Origin of the sequence: Pseudoalteromonas sp. RB2-MNA-CIBAN-0110, from assembly GCF_040309305.1 — a bacterium.
GTDB classification, from domain to species: domain Bacteria; phylum Pseudomonadota; class Gammaproteobacteria; order Enterobacterales; family Alteromonadaceae; genus Pseudoalteromonas; species Pseudoalteromonas arctica.
On record NZ_JBEOOQ010000016.1, the window covers coordinates 52486 to 70316 of the forward strand.

16 protein-coding genes are annotated in these 17831 nt (G+C 39.5%); 12 read left to right on the top strand and 4 right to left on the bottom strand.

Annotation, left to right across the window (positions count from 1 at the left end; translation table 11 throughout):
- Nucleotides 1–103 precede the first annotated feature (103 nt).
- Nucleotides 104–442, top strand: a complete 339-nt coding sequence (gene glnB / locus AAEY68_RS09955; protein WP_002962211.1) for a nitrogen regulatory protein P-II — start codon at nt 104–106, stop codon at nt 440–442.
- 60 nt (nt 443–502) lie between these two features.
- Here glnB and AAEY68_RS09960 read toward each other — a convergent pair whose 3' ends face one another.
- The gene (locus AAEY68_RS09960) at nt 503–1267 is read right to left on the bottom strand and encodes an outer membrane protein assembly factor BamD (RefSeq protein WP_007581382.1); all 765 of its coding nucleotides are present in this window, start codon (nt 1265–1267) and stop codon (nt 503–505) included.
- A 141-nt stretch (nt 1268–1408) separates the two neighbouring features.
- Between AAEY68_RS09960 and rluD the strand changes: the two genes are divergently transcribed.
- The 3 genes from rluD (at nt 1409) to clpB (ending at nt 5790) form a co-directional block, all read left to right on the top strand.
- Nucleotides 1409–2386, top strand: coding sequence for a 23S rRNA pseudouridine(1911/1915/1917) synthase RluD (gene rluD / locus AAEY68_RS09965; protein WP_007581384.1), 978 nt, complete (start codon nt 1409–1411; stop codon nt 2384–2386).
- Nucleotides 2386–3117, top strand: coding sequence for a peptidoglycan editing factor PgeF (pgeF, locus tag AAEY68_RS09970; RefSeq protein WP_350585878.1), 732 nt, complete (start codon nt 2386–2388; stop codon nt 3115–3117). The genes rluD and pgeF overlap by 1 nt, the downstream gene beginning before the upstream one ends.
- Nucleotides 3118–3213: 96 nt before the next feature.
- Nucleotides 3214–5790: an ATP-dependent chaperone ClpB gene (gene clpB, locus AAEY68_RS09975; RefSeq protein WP_024593582.1), complete on the top strand. Its 2577-nt coding sequence runs from the start codon at nt 3214–3216 to the stop codon at nt 5788–5790.
- 52 nt (nt 5791–5842) lie between these two features.
- Here clpB and AAEY68_RS09980 read toward each other — a convergent pair whose 3' ends face one another.
- Nucleotides 5843–7390 carry a methyl-accepting chemotaxis protein gene (locus tag AAEY68_RS09980; protein ID WP_024593583.1) on the bottom strand — a complete coding sequence of 516 codons (1548 nt, stop codon included), beginning with the start codon at nt 7388–7390 and terminating at the stop codon, nt 5843–5845.
- A 587-nt stretch (nt 7391–7977) separates the two neighbouring features.
- Between AAEY68_RS09980 and gshA the strand changes: the two genes are divergently transcribed.
- On the top strand, nt 7978–9555 hold the full coding sequence (gene gshA, locus AAEY68_RS09985) for a glutamate--cysteine ligase (RefSeq protein ID WP_010554628.1): 1578 nt from the start codon (nt 7978–7980) through the stop codon (nt 9553–9555).
- 146 nt (nt 9556–9701) lie between these two features.
- On the top strand, nt 9702–10313 hold the full coding sequence (locus AAEY68_RS09990) for a transglycosylase SLT domain-containing protein (RefSeq protein ID WP_010554629.1): 612 nt from the start codon (nt 9702–9704) through the stop codon (nt 10311–10313).
- Between the two features lie 48 nt (nt 10314–10361).
- Here the strand turns inward: AAEY68_RS09990 and AAEY68_RS09995 are convergent, their stop codons facing one another.
- Together AAEY68_RS09995 and AAEY68_RS10000 are read right to left on the bottom strand one after the other, a co-directional pair.
- The gene (locus tag AAEY68_RS09995) at nt 10362–11630 is read right to left on the bottom strand and encodes an HlyC/CorC family transporter (RefSeq protein WP_024593584.1); all 1269 of its coding nucleotides are present in this window, start codon (nt 11628–11630) and stop codon (nt 10362–10364) included.
- Nucleotides 11631–11691: 61 nt separating this feature from the next.
- Nucleotides 11692–12498: a cytochrome C assembly family protein gene (locus AAEY68_RS10000; protein ID WP_024593585.1), complete on the bottom strand. Its 807-nt coding sequence runs from the start codon at nt 12496–12498 to the stop codon at nt 11692–11694.
- Nucleotides 12499–12751: 253 nt separating this feature from the next.
- Here AAEY68_RS10000 and ffh point away from each other — a divergent pair, with 253 nt between their 5' ends.
- The 6 genes from ffh to tyrA all read left to right on the top strand — a co-directional run bounded on the left by ffh (nt 12752) and on the right by tyrA (nt 17716).
- Nucleotides 12752–14131, top strand: a complete 1380-nt coding sequence (gene ffh, locus AAEY68_RS10005) for a signal recognition particle protein (RefSeq protein ID WP_007581399.1) — start codon at nt 12752–12754, stop codon at nt 14129–14131.
- A gap of 260 nt (nt 14132–14391) precedes the next feature.
- Complete coding sequence (gene rpsP, locus AAEY68_RS10010; RefSeq protein WP_002962192.1) at nt 14392–14640, top strand: 30S ribosomal protein S16; 249 nt, start codon at nt 14392–14394, stop codon at nt 14638–14640.
- Between the two features lie 17 nt (nt 14641–14657).
- Nucleotides 14658–15194: a ribosome maturation factor RimM gene (gene rimM, locus AAEY68_RS10015; protein ID WP_010554631.1), complete on the top strand. Its 537-nt coding sequence runs from the start codon at nt 14658–14660 to the stop codon at nt 15192–15194.
- Entirely contained in the window at nt 15194–15961 is a 768-nt protein-coding gene (gene trmD / locus AAEY68_RS10020) for a tRNA (guanosine(37)-N1)-methyltransferase TrmD (RefSeq protein WP_007581405.1), read from the top strand. Before rimM ends, trmD begins: the two co-directional genes overlap by 1 nt.
- A gap of 33 nt (nt 15962–15994) precedes the next feature.
- Nucleotides 15995–16354: a 50S ribosomal protein L19 gene (gene rplS / locus AAEY68_RS10025; protein WP_007581406.1), complete on the top strand. Its 360-nt coding sequence runs from the start codon at nt 15995–15997 to the stop codon at nt 16352–16354.
- A gap of 228 nt (nt 16355–16582) precedes the next feature.
- The gene (tyrA, locus tag AAEY68_RS10030; protein ID WP_024593586.1) at nt 16583–17716 is read left to right on the top strand and encodes a bifunctional chorismate mutase/prephenate dehydrogenase; all 1134 of its coding nucleotides are present in this window, start codon (nt 16583–16585) and stop codon (nt 17714–17716) included.
- Nucleotides 17717–17831 lie beyond the last annotated feature (115 nt).

Consider the following 17831-nt stretch of genomic DNA (forward strand, 5'->3'; position numbering starts at 1 on the left):
ACCATGATCGGTTGTTTTATCACCGTAATTCAATCGCTTTGTTTGCTATGAACATCATGATTGTCTAAAATCGAGGCAACTGGAGCTTTCAAAAGTAATTAATATGAAAAAAATAGAAGCAATTATCAAACCTTTTAAGTTAGACGATGTGCGTGAAGCGTTGTCGGATGTAGGTATAACAGGTATGACGGTAAGCGAAGTTAAAGGCTTTGGACGTCAAAAAGGTCACACTGAGTTATATCGTGGCGCAGAGTATATGGTTGATTTTTTACCTAAAGTAAAACTTGATATTGTATTGACTGATGAAGATGTAGACCGTGCAATTGAAGTTATTGTAAAAACGGCACAAACAGGAAAAATCGGTGACGGTAAAATATTTGTCACTGATGTTGAGCGTGTAATACGTATTCGTACTGCTGAGGAAGATGAAGAAGCGATTTAAGATTTTCTTCTACGCAGTAAAAAGGCGCTTACTAAGCGCCTTTTTGTTTATTTAGTTCTTTTATTTAGTTCTTTTATTTAGTCTTCGTGTTTGCTTTGCGTGCTCACTAAGCTCAGTTAAACCTAATTGGTCGTAACTTTTTTCCATCATTTCAAGCGCGGGATCTAAGTAACTGCTTTGTGAGTAGTGTTCAACAACAAACTTACCTCTATTAGCAGCAGCTAAATAAGCTTCACGCTCATAATAGTAAGTGGCTACTTTTAATTCATAACGTGCCATACGATTTAAAAGCCATACTAAACGACGCTTAGCTTCAGGCGCGTAATCACTTTTCGGAAAGCGTTTTACTAGTGTCGATAAATCGGTAAATGCAACACGTGTACGGTTTGCATCTCTATCAGCTCTATCTACACCAAAGTACTCTTGGAACGCATTTTTATCTGCTTTAATGTTTACTAAACCACGCATGTAATACATGTAATCTAGGTCTTTATGGTTTGGATTTAAGCGAATAAAGCGGTCAATGGTTGCAAGTGCTTGTTCAGTATTACCTGATTGGTAATGTGCATACACTAAGTCCATTTGTACTTGTTTAGAGAATGGGCCAAACGGGTAGCGAGAATCTATTGCACTCAAAAGTTCAATTGCGCGAGCATATAAACCAGAATCTAGTGTTTCTTTTGCGTCTTCATATAAAGCGTGTGCAGACTTATTCGGTACACGTTGAATGTCTTCTTGGTCTGGAGCAGACGAACAAGCGCCTAAACTAAGTACAGAAACTGAAAAAACAATGGCAAATGCACGTTTCCCTATTTTATTTATCATTTTATTTGTTACCTTCGATGTCTTCGGCTAGGCCAAGTCGGTAAAACCGAGTAAACTATGCGTATTATATTATGCTTTTATTAAAAGCGATTCTAACCCAGTCGAGCAAAGCTTGCACTGGTAAATTGGGTAAAGTTACTAATGTCAGAGCAAATTTCTCTTCAAGCCGACGTTCCAACCGAATTAGGTGGTAAACGTCTAGACCAAGTATTAGCACAATTGTTCCCTGATTATTCACGTTCTCGTATAAAAACGTGGATATTGGATGATAAAATCACCGTAGACGGTGAAATTTTCAACACTCCACGCGAAAAGCTACTAGGTGGTGAAGTTGTAAGTGTTGAAACAACAATTGAAGCACCACGCGAATACGAAGCACAAGATATCAAATTAAACATTGTTTATGAAGACGATGATATTTTGGTAATTAATAAACCAATGGGCCTAGTGGTTCACCCTGGTGCGGGTAATCCTAATGGAACAGTGCTAAACGCATTACTACATTACTACCCTGAAATAATTAACGTACCACGCGCGGGTATTGTGCATCGTTTAGATAAAGACACGACCGGTTTAATGGTTGTAGCTAAAACGATTCCAGCACAAACGCATTTAGTAACAGCGCTACAAAAGCGTGAAAACTTCACGCGTGAATATGAAGCACTGTGTAATGGTACTATGACCGCAGGTGGTATGGTTGAAAAAGCGATTGGCCGCCATCCGACTCAGCGTACGCATATGGCAGTACATGAACTGGGTAAACCGGCAATTACACATTACCGTGTTGCTGAAAAATTCCGTGCTCATACTCGTTTACGCCTGCGCTTAGAAACAGGTCGTACGCATCAAATTCGCGTGCACATGGCACATTTAAATCACCCGCTAATTGGCGATCAATCTTATGGCGGCCGTCCGCGTCCACCTAAAGGTGCAACACCTGAGTTATTTGAGTTACTTCGTAGCTTTAGACGCCAAGCACTACATGCTGTAAAATTGAGTATTGCGCATCCAATCACGGGTGAAATGATGACATGGCAAGCACCTATCCCAGACGATATGGTTGCTATGACACTCGCATTACGTGAAGATACTAAAGCTAATCCTGATATCGATAGATAATGCACTTATTGTCAGCGACATGGCAAAACCTTCATAAAGTAGGAACGTTAAGTACTACTTGTGAAGGTGGTGTTTCAAAAATCCCATTTAAAAGTTTTAACTTGGGATTCCATGTTGGTGATAATCAAAATCATGTATCAAAAAATCGCTCATTATTAACAAATCTCCTACCTAAACCTGCCGTGTGGCTAAATCAAGTTCATAGCTCTAATGTTGTTATTGTTGATGAACATTTTGATTTTGATGAGTTACACGATGCTGATGCGCTTTATACTCAGTTATTAAATCAGCCTTTGGCTATAATGACCGCCGATTGTTTACCTATTTTATTAGTCAGTGATGATGAAAAAGAAGTTGCAGCTATACATGGCGGCTGGCGAGGGCTTGAGCAGGGAATTATTAAAAATACTTTGGAATGTTTTAGCTCAAAGTGTGAAAATATAAATGCGTGGCTAGGGCCTGCAATTGGGCCAACTCGATTTGAGGTTGGGGCTGAAGTGTTTGAGTTATTTCAAAAAAGGTCCCCTTTATTTATTCAAGCATTTACACTACAAACTAATGGTAAATATCTTGCTGATATCTATGGTATTGCGCGTACTTTACTTACCCAGCAAGGCGTTAAAAATATTACGGGTGGCGACTACTGCACAGTCTCTCAAAGTGACTTATTTTTTTCTTATCGACGAGATGGACAAACTGGACGTATGGCTAGTTTGATCTGGCGCAAGTAATTCACATCTTTAATCATTATATTTCCCCCTACACCTTGAACAAACACCTAAACATACCCATTAATTAAGCAATTAGATTATTTAATAGGTAACACCATGCGTTTAGATAGATTTACAAGTAAATTTCAATCTGCGCTTTCTGATGCGCAATCGCTAGCCCTTGGTCGCGATCATCAATTTATTGAACCCGTACATTTAATGTATTCATTGCTAAAGCAAAGTGGCTCTAGTGTACGTGCATTATTTGCACAAACGGGTGTCAGCGCTGACGAACTCAACACCAAGCTTTCACAAGAAATAGAAAAATTATTTAAAGTAGAAGGTGTAGGTGGCGACGTCCAGCTATCAAACAATATGGCATCACTTATTAATCTATGTGATAAGTACGCGCAAAAACGCAAAGACAAATATATTTCAAGTGAATTATTTGTACTGGCGGCATGCGATGATAAAGGTCCACTTGGCGATATATTTAGGTCGTTAAATATTACCTCGACTAAAATTGAAACTGCAATTAAAGCGATTCGCGGCGGTCAAAAAGTTGATGACCCAAATGCCGAAGAAACACGTCAAGCGCTTGAAAAATTCACGATTGATCTAACTGAGCGAGCAGAGCAAGGTAAGCTTGACCCCGTTATTGGTCGCGATGACGAAATTCGCCGCACGATTCAGGTACTACAACGCCGCACTAAAAATAACCCTGTATTAATCGGTGAACCAGGTGTTGGTAAAACAGCAATTGCCGAGGGGTTAGCACAGCGTATTATTAATGGTGAAGTACCTGAAGGATTAAAAAATAAACGCGTACTATCACTTGATTTAGGGGCGTTAGTTGCGGGTGCTAAATACCGTGGCGAATTTGAAGAACGTTTAAAATCAGTATTAAACGAATTGGCTAAAGAAGAAGGCCAAGTCATTTTATTTATTGATGAAATACATACTATTGTAGGTGCAGGAAAAAGTGACGGTGCCATGGATGCAGGCAATATGTTAAAGCCAGCATTAGCACGCGGAGAATTACACTGTGTTGGCGCAACCACGCTTGATGAATACCGTAAATATATAGAAAAAGACGCAGCTCTTGAGCGTCGATTCCAAAAGGTACTTATTGAAGAGCCATCTGTTGAAGATACCATTGCAATATTACGTGGCTTAAAAGAGCGATATGAGTTACATCATTCAGTAGAAATTACTGACCCCGCGATTGTTGCTGCGGCGCAGTTATCTCATCGTTACATTAGTGACCGTCAGTTACCCGATAAAGCGATTGATTTAATAGATGAAGCGGGTTCTTCGATTCGATTACAAATTGACTCCAAACCAGAATCGTTAGACAAGCTTGAACGCCGTATCATCCAGCTAAAGTTAGAAGATAATGCGCTAGCGAAAGAAAAAGACGAAGCAAGTCAAAAACGCCGAGCTGAAATGCAAGAGTTGATCACCGACCTTGATGGGCAATATCGTGAGCTAGACGAGATATGGAATGCTGAAAAAGCATCACTTCAAGGCACGCAAGTAATTAAAGCCGAGCTTGAACAAGCAAGATTAGATTTAGATGTAGCGCGAAGAGCAAGTGATTTACAGCGTATGTCAGAGCTGCAATATGGGCGAATTCCAGAACTTGAACGAAAACTTGATTTAGCCTCACAAGCCGAAATGCAAGAAATGACTCTGCTTAAAAACCAAGTAGGTGAGGATGAAATTGCTGAAATACTGTCTCGCTGGACAGGTATTCCTGTTGCAAGAATGCTACAAGGTGAGCGTGAAAAGCTGCTGCAAATGGAAGATAAGTTACACAGTAAAGTAATAGGGCAAGATGAAGCGGTTGTTGCTGTTTCTAACGCAATACGACGCTCACGTGCCGGGCTTGCAGATCCTAATCGTCCTATTGGTTCTTTCTTATTTTTAGGTCCAACTGGTGTGGGTAAAACAGAGCTGACAAAAGCACTGGCTGGTTTTATGTTTGATACCGAAGATGCCATGGTGCGTATCGACATGTCTGAGTTCATGGAAAAGCATTCAGTTGCACGTTTAGTAGGGGCACCTCCAGGTTACGTGGGCTACGAAGAGGGCGGTTATTTAACCGAGGCAGTACGTCGTAAACCTTACTCAGTGATATTGCTTGATGAAATAGAAAAGGCGCATCCTGATGTGTTTAATATTTTACTGCAAGTATTAGATGATGGCCGATTAACTGACGGGCAGGGTAGAACCGTTGATTTTAAAAATACTGTTATTATCATGACCTCAAATTTAGGCTCAGATATTATCCAAGAGCAAGCGGGTAATAATGATTACACGACCCTTAAAGCTAAAGTAATGGAAGTATTAATTAATGAGTTTAGGCCTGAATTTATTAACCGTATAGACGAGACTGTCGTGTTCCACCCGTTAGCAAACGAGCATATAAAAGAAATAGCTGATATTCAGTTAATGAAATTACGTGAGCGTTTAACTGAGATGGGATATCTGCTTGAAATAAGCGATGCTGCTCTTGAGCGAATTGCAGCAAGTGGGTTTGATCCTGTGTACGGTGCACGTCCGCTTAAGCGTGCTATTCAACAAACGATTGAAAACCCGCTGGCACAAAAGTTACTTAATGGAGACTACTTACCAGGTTGCGTGATCGTTATTGATGCAAATGACGACTCTCTGGTATTTTCCAAGCGTTAATTGTAAATAATTAAACTCAAAAGCCGCTAAAATAGCGGCTTTTTTATGTTTGTTAAACTTTAAAAGTTAGTAATAAATCGTTCACCCTACGTGAACCTTCAACAAGTTCAGCTGCTCCTTTTGCCACATTAAAGCTTAAGCTTAAGTTGTTATCTCCAAAGTCTTTAATTTGCGAAACATTATTACTAATATCATTACTAACCATTTGTTGCTCTTCTGCAGCAGATGATATTTGTATTGCTAAATGAGATATTTCACTGATTTGGATAAAAATCCCCTCTAATTCAACTTGAGTTTTATCGGTTGTCAGCACACAATTATCGGCTTGTGCTTTAGTGCTTTGCATTACTTTAGACCAGCTAAATAAAGTATCTTGTATTTCTTTAATAGAACTGTGGATTTGTGTTGTAGCATTTTGAGTACGTGACGAAAGGGTCCTTACCTCGTCGGCTACTACAGCAAAGCCTCGACCATGCTCTCCCGCTCTAGCTGCTTCAATCGCTGCATTAAGGGCAAGTAAGTTAGTTTGATCGGCAATTCCCTCTATTTCACTCATTACTTTACCAATCTTATCGGCTTCAGAGGCTAAGCTGGTGGCTGTGGTTGCAGCCTTTTCTACTTGAAAAGCTAAATCAGATACCATTTTACTATTATCTGCAATATGGTCTTTTATTTCAGAGCAACTTTGATGGGTGTTATTCACTTTATCTGCTGTTTGAGCGGTATTTACTGATATTTCACCAATGGTAGAGCTCATTTGAGTCATCGCTGATGCAATTTGTTCTAAACGCTCACCTTGCGAAAAAATGCCTTTTTCAGTAAGCGTAGATTGTTTATCTAGATCAGTTGCGATGCCATTAAAGCTTAATGTAGAGTCTTTCATACGGCCAAGAACCGTGCGCAATTTTGCGCTTAGCATTTGCTCTCTATAATCACTTACGCTATGCGGTGTATGGCCGCTGTAAATATAGCGAGAGATTGAATCGGCTTTTGCTTTTTGTTCGCGTAATATTTTAGGGGTAACAATCAGTTCGTCATAATTTAGCGCAATAACTAAGGCGCACATCAATAGGCTAATTACAGCTAAAGAGATTGATCCCGTAACAGCAATAAAAATCAGCCAAAGTAATAGGCATACAAAAGTAATACTTTGTCTTATCCCAGTGTGCTCCCGCAGATTAAATAATGACTTATTGGTATTTATTTTGTCGTAAAGGTTTTGTGCGCGTTGTTTAAGTTGAGAGCTCGCTTTGGTTCTTACTGATTGATAACCAACAAGTCGGCTATGCTCAAAAATAGGGGTTACAAAGGCATCTACCCAATAATAACGGCCATCTTTACAGCGGTTTTTAACCATACCGCGCCACGAGTGTTCTTGTTTTAATGTTGCCCACATTTCTTTAAAGGCCGCTTTTGGCATATCAGGGTGACGAACAATATTATGATGCTGACCGATAAGCTCTTGTGCGCTATAACCTGCTACAGAGCAAAACTCTTGATTGACGTATGTTATTACACCTTTGAGGTCGGTAGTAGAAACAAGCTCTTGTGACTCATCAAAGTATACTTCTTCATTTTTTAAGCTTTTATCATTGTGCATTATGTTTATTATCATCCTTTATTGTTGCTGTCATTATATTGGTTACACACTACAAAGCAAAAAATAGCGTCTTTCCTTTTATGCTCATAAGGCAAATAATTGTTTTTATTGATCTAGATCAAATTTAAATATCGAGTAGCTAAATTGAACTCATTTTAAATAAGTTCCGGTCTATTATTTTAGGCTTATATTTTGCGTATTTAATTTATACTTAAATACGCATTTAAAGCATTTGTATAATGCCCAGAGCAATGGCAATATTACGACTTAATATAATGATGTTGGTCATATCAAACGCATGTATAGAGTGGGTAAATAATTATTAACTTAGAAAAATTATATTGTTCTAGCAATTTATACCAGTTGCATTAAATAAGTGATCAATTATAGCGCTAAGAAAATAGCACAATAACAAGGCGAAAATTATGACATATAGTTGTTCTATATGAATGATTTTTAACGCAGTGAGTGCGCTATTTAATGCGATAGAATGATCATATTTTCAATAAAATTGGTATTAATCTTGAGTCTAAGTAATTAGCCCCCATAACCTTATGATTAAGCCACGTGGCCCGAGGAAAGATTTTTTGACAACACATGATTTAGCTAACGCACTTGAAGCGTTATCAGTAAATGAGCACCAACATGCAGTTAAAGGCATTAAACGTGGCATAGAGCGAGAGTCGCTAAGAATACAAGATAATGGTGCAATATCACCTCAAGGTCACCCAAAAGGTGTGGGCAGTGCGTTAACTAACGGCCATATCACAACTGATTTTTCTGAGTCTTTACTTGAATTTATTACTCCAGTTAGTGAATCGTCAACGCAAACGCTTAAGCAATTAAAAGACCTTCAAAAGTTCACTCTAGAAAAAATGGGCGATGAACTACTTTGGCCCATTAGCATGCCGTGTTTTATTGAGCACCAAGACGATATAGTGTTAGCTCAATTTGGTAGTTCAAATACTGGTCAAATGAAAACACTATACCGTGAAGGATTAAAAAATCGCTACGGTAGTATGATGCAAGCAATTGCAGGTGTTCACTTTAATATTTCATTCCCAGATACGCTTTGGCAGTCACTTCATTCTTTACAAAAAAGCAATGCAAGCCTTCAAGATTTTATTTCAGAAGGCTACTTATCGCTTATTCGTAACTTTAAACGCGAACTATGGCTAATAAGTTACATGTTTGGCGCATCGCCAGCATTGTGTAACTCATTTTTGCAAGGTCGAAAAACTGACTTACCATTTAAAAAACTAGGTAAAGGCACGCTTTACTTAGAAGTTGGTACAGCACTGCGTTTAGGTAATTTAGGTTATACAAATAGCGCTCAGTCGTCACTACGCGTAATGTATAACTCGTTAGATGAATATGTAGCGGGCCTTAAAAAAGCAATCAACACACCATCAGAAATTTATGGTGATCTTGATGACTACAAGAGTGAAAACCCTAAGCAGTTAAATAAAAATATTCTGCAGATTGAAAACGAATTTTACTCGCCAATTCGTCCTAAGCGTAATGCGAAAAGTGGCGAAACGCCAACGGATGCATTGCTTCGAGCAGGCATTGAATACGTAGAAATTCGCGCATTAGACGTTAACCCGTTTAGCGAAGTTGGTATTGATATTGAGCAAATTCACTTTTTAGATGTGTTTTTAACGTATTGTTTATTAAAAGATTCAGCTCCAATGGATTGGAAAGAACAAGCACGTAGTACTGAAAATCTCGACACAGTAGTAAACCAAGGTCGAGAAGAAGGGCTAATGCTTAACTTTAATAACACACAGCGTAGCCTTCAGTCGTGGGGCGATGAAATATTTACCCAGCTTACAGATGTCGCTAAATGGATGGATAATGCTTATGGCGTTAACTATTACTCAGATACTATAAAGCGCATGGCAACGTGGATACATAATCCAGAGCTTACTTACTCTGGACGTTACGTGTCACAATTAAAAGAGTCTGGTTTAGACAACGGTCACTTTGCACTAGCATTGGCTAGTAAATATAAGCAAAGCCACGCAGATACTGACTACAGCGAGTTTTTAAAGCCTTGGCTGGAACAACAAGTTGTAGAGTCTAACGAAGCACAAGCTGCAATTGAGCAAGCAGATACCCAGTCATTTACCGCGTTTTTAGATGCGTATTTTGACGGTAAATAACCTTGGTATTTAGCAACATTTAAGTAAAAAAAAACGCAGCCTAAGTTGGCTGCGTAAATATATTCAGGGATGAATTAATGCTGTACTGCTGCATTCATTGAGTCAGACCCACACTTTATAAAAAAGTTCTGTGAGATCTTAGAAAAATGAAAAAAAATGCAATTATCCTATCTCTCGCCATTACTTTAGCCGGTTGTGCTACAGCACCTCCAAAGCAACCTAACGATTTATGTAAAATCTTTGAAGAAAAGCCCGATTGGTATTTCGATGCAAAAGATGCACAAGAAAAATGGGGTTCTCCCAAGCATGTACTCATGAGTATGATGTACCAAGAAAGCTCATTTAAGCATGATGCCGCTCCGCCTATGGAGTACTTCTTATGGATAATTCCTACTGGTCGCGCAAGTGATGCCTATGGTTACTCGCAAGCTAAAACACCAACATGGTCTGATTATATTCGTGAAACAGGCAACAACGGTGCTGATAGAGATGACTTTGACGATGCAATCGACTTTATGGCGTGGTTTGTTTATAAAACGCATAAAGTAAATAAAATCTCTAAATGGGATGCTTACGCACAGTACCTTAATTACCATGAAGGCTGGGGTGGATATAAGCGTGGCACGTACAAAAAGAAAAAGTGGCTAATGGGTGTTGCGAACAAAGTTAAGCACAGAGCTAGCCGTTATGGTGCGCAATTAAAACACTGCGAAGAAGAGCTTGATAAAGGTTGGTTTGAACGTCTTATATTTGGCTAGATAGTTATTAATGGATATAAAAAAGGAGCCAATTGGCTCCTTTTTTATTTAGCGAGAACGCTTATTCGGCAGTATCTTCACTTGTTTTATCATATTTTCTTTAACTTCGAGTACTTCAATAGGATATCCCGCGATACGTAGACTAATATTTGCATCAGGAATATTCTCCAAGTATTCAACAATTAAACCACTCAAAGTTTTAGGTCCATCGAGCGGGAAATCCCAACCCATTTCTTTATTTAAATCGCGTACGTTAGCGCCGCCATCCACAATACATGAGCCATCAGTTTGTGTTTCTACTTCTTCGCTCGGCGTACGAGTTTGCGTAGTTGTAAAATCGCCAACAACTTCTTCTAAAATATCTTCTAGGGTCACTAGGCCTTGGATGTCGCCATACTCATCTACCACTAAGCCTATGCGTTCTTTAGATTGCTGAAACTTTAATAGCTGAGTATTTAGTGATGTTCCTTCAGGGATAAAGTAAATTTCACGTACAGCTCGTAGCAAAGATGGTTTATCAAATTGCTCTTTTGTAAGTAGACGAAGCGCATCACGTGAGTGAATAAAACCTACTGCATCATCTATATTATCGCGATACAACAACACACGAGTATGTTGTGCATGGGTAAGCTGGCGACTAATCAGCTTCCAATCGTCATTAATATCAATGGCCACAATTTCGTTTCGTGGGATCATAATATCTTCAACGGTTACTTGTTCTAAATCTAAAATTGAAGTCAGCATACTTTGATGACGAGCAGGAATAAGTGCGCCTGACTCATTGAGTACTGTTTTTAATTCTTCTTTACTCATGCTGTGTTCGTCGATTTGAGCAGCACTAATACCAAATAACCGCAGTATACCGTTTGTCATCCAGTTAATAACCACGACAAAAGGGAACAGAATTTTTAGTAATCCCTTAAGTATTATTGAACTTGGAAAAGCAACTTTTTCAGGGTAGAGGGCAGCAAGGGTTTTAGGTGTTACTTCTGCAAATATAAGTACAACTAGAGTTAACACACCGGTTGCTATAGCAATACCTAGGTCACCGTAAAGGCGAATACCTATGATGGTTGCAACTTGGGCTGCTGCTATATTAACAAGATTATTACCGATTAAAATTAAACCGATGAGCCTATCTGGACGGCTAAGTAATTTACTGACTCGTTTAGCTGCACGATGATCCTCTTTAGCGAGGTGTCGCAGGCGTATACGATTGATTGACATAATTCCGGTTTCTGAACCAGAAAAATAAGCAGAAAAAAGCACCAAAAAACCTAAAATGATAAATAGGGTACTTGTCGATATGTCGTCCAACGATGGATCCTTTTCTTATAAATCAATGCGTATTAAGCTAGAGTGAGCAAGCAGAGTCAAGTTAAAACTTATTTAGTATCACTTCTTGTATGAAACGGCTGCCAAAATAAGCGAGTGTGAGGACAAATGCAGCGACCATGATTGTAATAACCACCGGTTTACCGCGCCAACCCTTTTTCATATGCCCGATAGCTACAACGGCAAAAATAGCCCACGCAACTAACGATAATATTGTTTTATGAATGAACTCTTTAGCGAACATTCCATCAAGAAATACGAACCCTGAAAGTAATGCAAATGTGAGTAATATAGTGCCTAAATTAAGAAGTTGGTAAAGCTGGCGCTCCACAACCATTAAAGGCGGAAGATGGCTATGCACAATTGCTAAATCTTTACGTTTTAAACGTTTATCAATAAAGTAAAACTGTACACCGTATAAAGTAGCGATAATTAAAATACAGTAGGCTAACAAAGATAAAGAGATGTGCGTTACTAAACCCACCTCAATATTAATACTTTGCAATAAAATATGATGAGGAATAAATAAACTGGCAATGGTTAGTAAGGCACCAAAACCATAAACAACGGGCAACAATAAAGTAGCAGGGAATTTTAGCGAGACAGCTGTCACCGAGACCACAATCACCCAGCACGTCAAAAGAGCGACGTTTACGATACTTAAATCTTGACCGTCGGCTCTAAAAACAGAGTTAACTAATAGCAGCATGTGCGCCACTATAGCAACCGTGCTTAAAATAACGGTTACTTTTTGGCTTGGGCCTTGTTGATGAAACAGGCGTGAAAGCACGTGAGACGTTGCTAACACATAAAATAAACTGGCAATAATAGTTAAACTAATAATCAGCATTGTGCTTGGGCCACTTAATTTGAGACAAAATAATCCTTGTTGTTATATAGCCATTGTATTTTATAGCAAAGCAAATGCATAGACCTTAAAAAAAGAAACTCATCAAGGTGCACTTGAACACTATATTGTAAGACGCCATATACGGTATACTACTTTTAATTGAAACTTAATAAGTCAATCTAGGTTAATTGAAAAATCAAATTAATCGTAAAATTTAAATGGATTGATATAAACGTCTTATCGGAACCGTTACATGTTTGAGAACCTCCAAGAACGATTAGGTAAAACCTTAAAAAATATCAGTGGCCGTGGCCGTCTGACGGAAGACAACATAAAAGACACACTTCGCGAAGTGCGTATGGCATTTTTAGAAGCCGATGTGGCATTGCCTGTTGTTCGCGACTTTGTAAAACAAGTTAAAGAACGCGCAGTTGGGGTTGAAGTTACAAAAAGCTTAAGCCCAGGCCAAGTATTTATAAAAATAGTGCGTGAAGAACTAGAAAAAGCAATGGGCGAGGCTAATGAAGAGCTAAGTCTAAATGCGCAACCGCCAGCCGTTGTAATGGTAGCGGGTCTACAAGGTGCGGGTAAAACCACCAGTGTAGCTAAGCTTGCTAAGTTTTTAAAAGAGCGAAAAAAGAAATCAGTACTTGTAGTAAGTGCCGATGTTTATCGTCCTGCGGCTATTAAACAGCTAGAAACGCTTGCAGCAGAAGTTGATGTTGATTTCTTCCCAAGTGATATTTCGCAAAAGCCAGTTGATATTGCAACCGCTGCAATTTCTCATGCTAAAAAGAAATTTATAGATGTAGTACTTGTTGATACTGCAGGTCGTCTACATGTTGATAGCAACATGATGGATGAAATTAAAGATCTTCACAAAGCAATCAACCCAATTGAAACCTTGTTCGTTGTTGATGCAATGACAGGTCAAGATGCGGCGAATACAGCTAAAGCATTCGACGAAGCATTACCACTTACCGGTGTTATATTAACAAAAACCGATGGTGATGCGCGTGGTGGTGCTGCTTTATCTATTCGTCACATCACTGGCAAGCCTATCAAGTTTATGGGTGTGGGTGAGCGCACTGACGCACTTGAACCTTTCCACCCAGACCGTATAGCGTCGCGTATTTTAGGCATGGGTGACGTACTTTCATTAATCGAAGAAGTCGAGATGAAAGTAGATAAAGAGCAAGCTGCTAGAGTTGCTGAAAAAGTATTTAAAGGCGCAGGTTTTACTCTTGATGATTTTGCTGACCAATTAAAGCAAATGAAAAGCATGGGTGGCATGATGTCAATGCTTGATAAGCTCCCTGGTATGTCTAACTTACCAGATGCTGTTAAAGGTCAAATGGGTGATAAAACATTTATCCAAATGGAAGCTATTATTAGCTCTATGACTAAAAAAGAGCGTGCACGCCCAGAAATCATTAAAGGTTCGCGTAAAAAACGCATAGCAGCTGGCTCTGGTACACAAGTACAAGAGATTAATAAGTTGCTTAAGCAGTTTACGCAAATGCAAAAAATGATGAAAAAAATGAAAGGTAAAGGCGGCATGACTAAAATGATGCGCGGTATGAAAGGCATGTTACCACCTGGAATGATGGGCGGCGGCGGTCCTAAATTTTAAAAAGTACCATTAAGTTACTTTTTAAAATAATAGCGAATCATATTTAAAGGAGCAAATAGCTCCTTTTTTGTTGAATAAATTATGCATGTAATACACCTTTAACTCTTATTTGTCGTTGAGATCACGGTTTAACCTACTAAACTGCCTTTTTGGTTCACTTCTTACTTGCGTTATTGCCAAAAACTCGTACAATTCCCCAGCTCCCCATTCTGGGGAGTAAATCTTATTAATGAAAACAGTCAATCTTTATAGAGGACGGTATGGTAACTATTCGTTTGCAACGTGGTGGCGCTAAAAAACGCCCTTTCTATCAAATTGTGGTTGCGGATAGCCGTTTCTCGCGTGACGGTCGCTTCATCGAGAAAGTAGGCTTTTTTAACCCAATTGCTTCAGGTCAAGAAGAAAAAATTCGTTTAGATTTACCACGTGTTGAACACTGGGTAGGTCAGGGCGCATCTCTTTCAGATCGCGTAGCTAAGTTAGTAAAAGACGCTCGTAAAGCGGCTTAATAGGCGTAAGTGTAACCATGAGTCAAGAGAACACCTCATCAATAATTGTCGTAGGAAAGCTCGGTGCCCCATATGGTATAAAGGGCTGGCTTAAGGTACATTCATTTACTGATGATCCCGTAGGGATCTTCGATTTCAGCCCGTGGTTGATAGGGCAGCAAGGTAAATGGCAGTCCTTAGAAGTGGTCGACTGGCGTCGCCACAACAAAGGCTTTATCGCTAAATTTGCGCAGGTAAACGACCGAGACGAAGCAATGGCTTATACCCATGCAGAAATCTCAATGGATGCAGCGCATTTACCAGAACTCCCGCAAGGTGAGTTCTATTGGCGAGATCTCATTGGCATGTCTGTTGTAACCGATAAAGGTTATAGCTTAGGCATTGTTGATGACCTGATGGAGACAGGATCAAATGACGTACTGGTTGTTAAAGCAAACAGTAAAGACGCATTTGGTCAAGCTGAGCGTTTGATTCCTTTTTTAACTGATTCAGTTATTAAAGAAGTTAAATACGACGCAAGAGAAATTACCGTAGACTGGGATCCTGGTTTTTAATGACGCAAACTAGTTCATTATGGGTAGGGGTGATAAGCCTTTTTCCAGACATGTTTGACGCTATTACAGACCAAGGTGTTACCGGTCGCGCAGTAAAAAATGGCTTAATTGATTTTAACTGCTGGAATCCACGAGACTACGCTTTAGATAAGCATAGAACCGTAGATGACCGTCCTTACGGGGGCGGACCTGGTATGTTAATGATGGTTGAGCCATTAAAAAAAGCGATTGCCGAAGCTAAAAAAGCAGCTGGTGATGGTGCTAAAGTAATTTATATGTCCCCGCAAGGGCGCAAACTTGATCAGCAAGGTGCTAGCGAACTCGCTAACTCTAAAAAACTGATTTTGATTGCCGGTCGCTATGAAGGTATAGATGAGAGAATAATAGAATCATATGTTGACGAAGAATGGTCAATTGGTGATTTTATTTTGAGTGGTGGTGAACTACCTGCCATGACATTAATTGACGCAGTAGCGCGATTAGTGCCAGGTGTGTTAGGTCATAATCAGTCAGCAGAACAAGATTCGTTTTCGGATGGCTTGTTAGATTGTCCACACTATACACGACCAGAAACATTGGACGACAAACAGGTTCCTGCTGTATTACTCAGTGGTAACCACCAAGAGATAGCAAAATGGCGGCTTATGCAGTCATTAGGCAGAACTTGGTTACGACGTCCTGACTTGTTGCATAACCTAGCTCTGACTGAGGAGCAAGCGGTATTACTCGCGAAATTTCAGCAAGAGTACCAAAAAGCTTGTGGCTAGAAGACAGTTACACCTAGGAAAGTGAGAAACATAATGGCAAAAGTAAACCAAAATATTATTAAAGCGCTTGAAGATGAGCAGCTTAAAACAGACGTACCTGCATTTGGCCCTGGTGATACAGTGGTTGTACAGGTAAAAGTAAAAGAAGGTGCTAAAGAGCGTCTACAGGCCTTTGAAGGTGTTGTAATCGCTAAGCGTAATCGTGGTCTTCACTCAGCATTCACAGTTCGTAAAATCTCGAACGGTGAAGGCGTTGAGCGTGTATTCCAAACGCACAGCCCTCTTATTGATAGCGTAACAGTTAAGCGTCGCGGTGCAGTTCGCCGTGCTAAGCTTTACTATCTACGTGAGCGTTCTGGTAAATCTGCACGTATTAGAGAAAAACTTAACTAATACGCGCTGTTTATCAACGCAAAAAAACGGGTTGCATCCTTCGGGTTGCAACCCGTTTTGGTTTTAGAATATTATTTTCTCAATTCTCAATTCTCAATTCCTCATTAGTAAAATTTCCGCTTTAGCCTTTTCTCAGTTAGCTGATCCTGTTAGTATTTATCGTATTGATTAGTTTACTTTTATGTAAATTTATATTTACGTTATTTGGTTTTTTAAGGTGGGACGAACGTGGCTGACATAAGTGATTTAGCACAGCTAAGAGAAGGTATAGATGAATGCGATGCACAACTTGTTGCCTTACTCGCTAAACGTAATGGTATTACGCAAAAAATTGGTGAGATAAAACAACAAACAGGCGCGCCTTTACATGCACCTGTCCGTGAAGCAGAGCTATTAGCGGCAAGACGACAAGAAGCAATAAATCAAAATGTAAGCCCAGATCTCGTTGAAGATATACTAAGACGCATGATGCGAGAAGCCTATCAAAACCAACAAGCAAAACTTGCATGCGCAGCGCCAGAGCTTTCGCCAATTGTGATTGTGGGTGGTCAAGGTGCCATGGGCCAGTTATTTGCACAGCAGTTTATTCGCTCAGGTTACGAAGTTAAAATCTTAGATAAAGATCAGCAAAACGATGCTAAAAGTATTTTAAAAGGTGCCAAGCTGGTAATGATTAGCGTACCTATTAATGCATTGGACGCTGTCGTTGCTAAGTTACCTAAACTAGATGAAGACTGTTTACTAGTTGATATTACATCGGTAAAGCAATCGCCTATTAAAGCACTAAAAGCTGCGCACAGTGGCCCTGTGGTTGGTTTACATCCTATGTTTGGGCCTGATATATCACACTGGGTAAAACAAACAGTTGTTGTATGTGAAGGGCGAGAACACCAAGCGGCAAAAGGTTTGTTACAGCAGTTACAAGTATGGGGTTGTCAGCTTGTTGAGCTTGATGCTAAAAAGCATGATGAAGCAATGCAAATTATTCAGGTAATGCGCCATTTAACGACATTTGTGTACGGACAATTTCTAGCAAAACAAAGTCATACACTAGAAGAATTACGTAGCTGCTCGTCACCTATATATCAATTAGAACTGATGATGGTAGGGCGTTTATTTGCGCAGTCGCCTGAGCTTTACTCAGATATTATGCTAGCACAATTCGATGATGTAGAAACCTTACTTGCACAGTACCAAGATACCTTCGCAAGTACATTAACAAAATTAAAAGCGGGAGATAAAGCAGCGCTTATTGATTCTTTTGCTGAGGCGAAAGTTTACTTTTCTGACTCGACAGAACACTTTTTAACGCAAAGCAGAAGCTTATTAAATAAAGCGAATGATTCAAAAGTTTTAGATTAATATTTATTATACCGTTTGCTTAAGTATGGGGATTTAATTCGTTAAATTGCTAAAATATTTATGCAGACTGGTACTAGTTAACGAAAAAGGGCCGATATCGGCCCTTTTTGATTTG

Excerpts from the sequence above, each read along its gene's own strand:
- glnB (WP_002962211.1), top strand. The coding sequence starts at position 104 with ATGAAAAAAATAGAAGCAATTATCAAACCTTTTAAGTTAGACGATGTG.
- AAEY68_RS09960 (WP_007581382.1), bottom strand. The coding sequence starts at position 1,267 with ATGATAAATAAAATAGGGAAACGTGCATTTGCCATTGTTTTTTCAGTT.
- rluD (WP_007581384.1), top strand. The coding sequence starts at position 1,409 with ATGTCAGAGCAAATTTCTCTTCAAGCCGACGTTCCAACCGAATTAGGT.
- pgeF (WP_350585878.1), top strand. The coding sequence starts at position 2,386 with ATGCACTTATTGTCAGCGACATGGCAAAACCTTCATAAAGTAGGAACG.
- clpB (WP_024593582.1), top strand. The coding sequence starts at position 3,214 with ATGCGTTTAGATAGATTTACAAGTAAATTTCAATCTGCGCTTTCTGAT.
- AAEY68_RS09980 (WP_024593583.1), bottom strand. The coding sequence starts at position 7,390 with ATGCACAATGATAAAAGCTTAAAAAATGAAGAAGTATACTTTGATGAG.
- AAEY68_RS09990 (WP_010554629.1), top strand. The coding sequence starts at position 9,702 with ATGAAAAAAAATGCAATTATCCTATCTCTCGCCATTACTTTAGCCGGT.
- AAEY68_RS10000 (WP_024593585.1), bottom strand. The coding sequence starts at position 12,498 with ATGCTGATTATTAGTTTAACTATTATTGCCAGTTTATTTTATGTGTTA.
- ffh (WP_007581399.1), top strand. The coding sequence starts at position 12,752 with ATGTTTGAGAACCTCCAAGAACGATTAGGTAAAACCTTAAAAAATATC.
- rpsP (WP_002962192.1), top strand. The coding sequence starts at position 14,392 with ATGGTAACTATTCGTTTGCAACGTGGTGGCGCTAAAAAACGCCCTTTC.
- rimM (WP_010554631.1), top strand. The coding sequence starts at position 14,658 with ATGAGTCAAGAGAACACCTCATCAATAATTGTCGTAGGAAAGCTCGGT.
- trmD (WP_007581405.1), top strand. The coding sequence starts at position 15,194 with ATGACGCAAACTAGTTCATTATGGGTAGGGGTGATAAGCCTTTTTCCA.
- rplS (WP_007581406.1), top strand. The coding sequence starts at position 15,995 with ATGGCAAAAGTAAACCAAAATATTATTAAAGCGCTTGAAGATGAGCAG.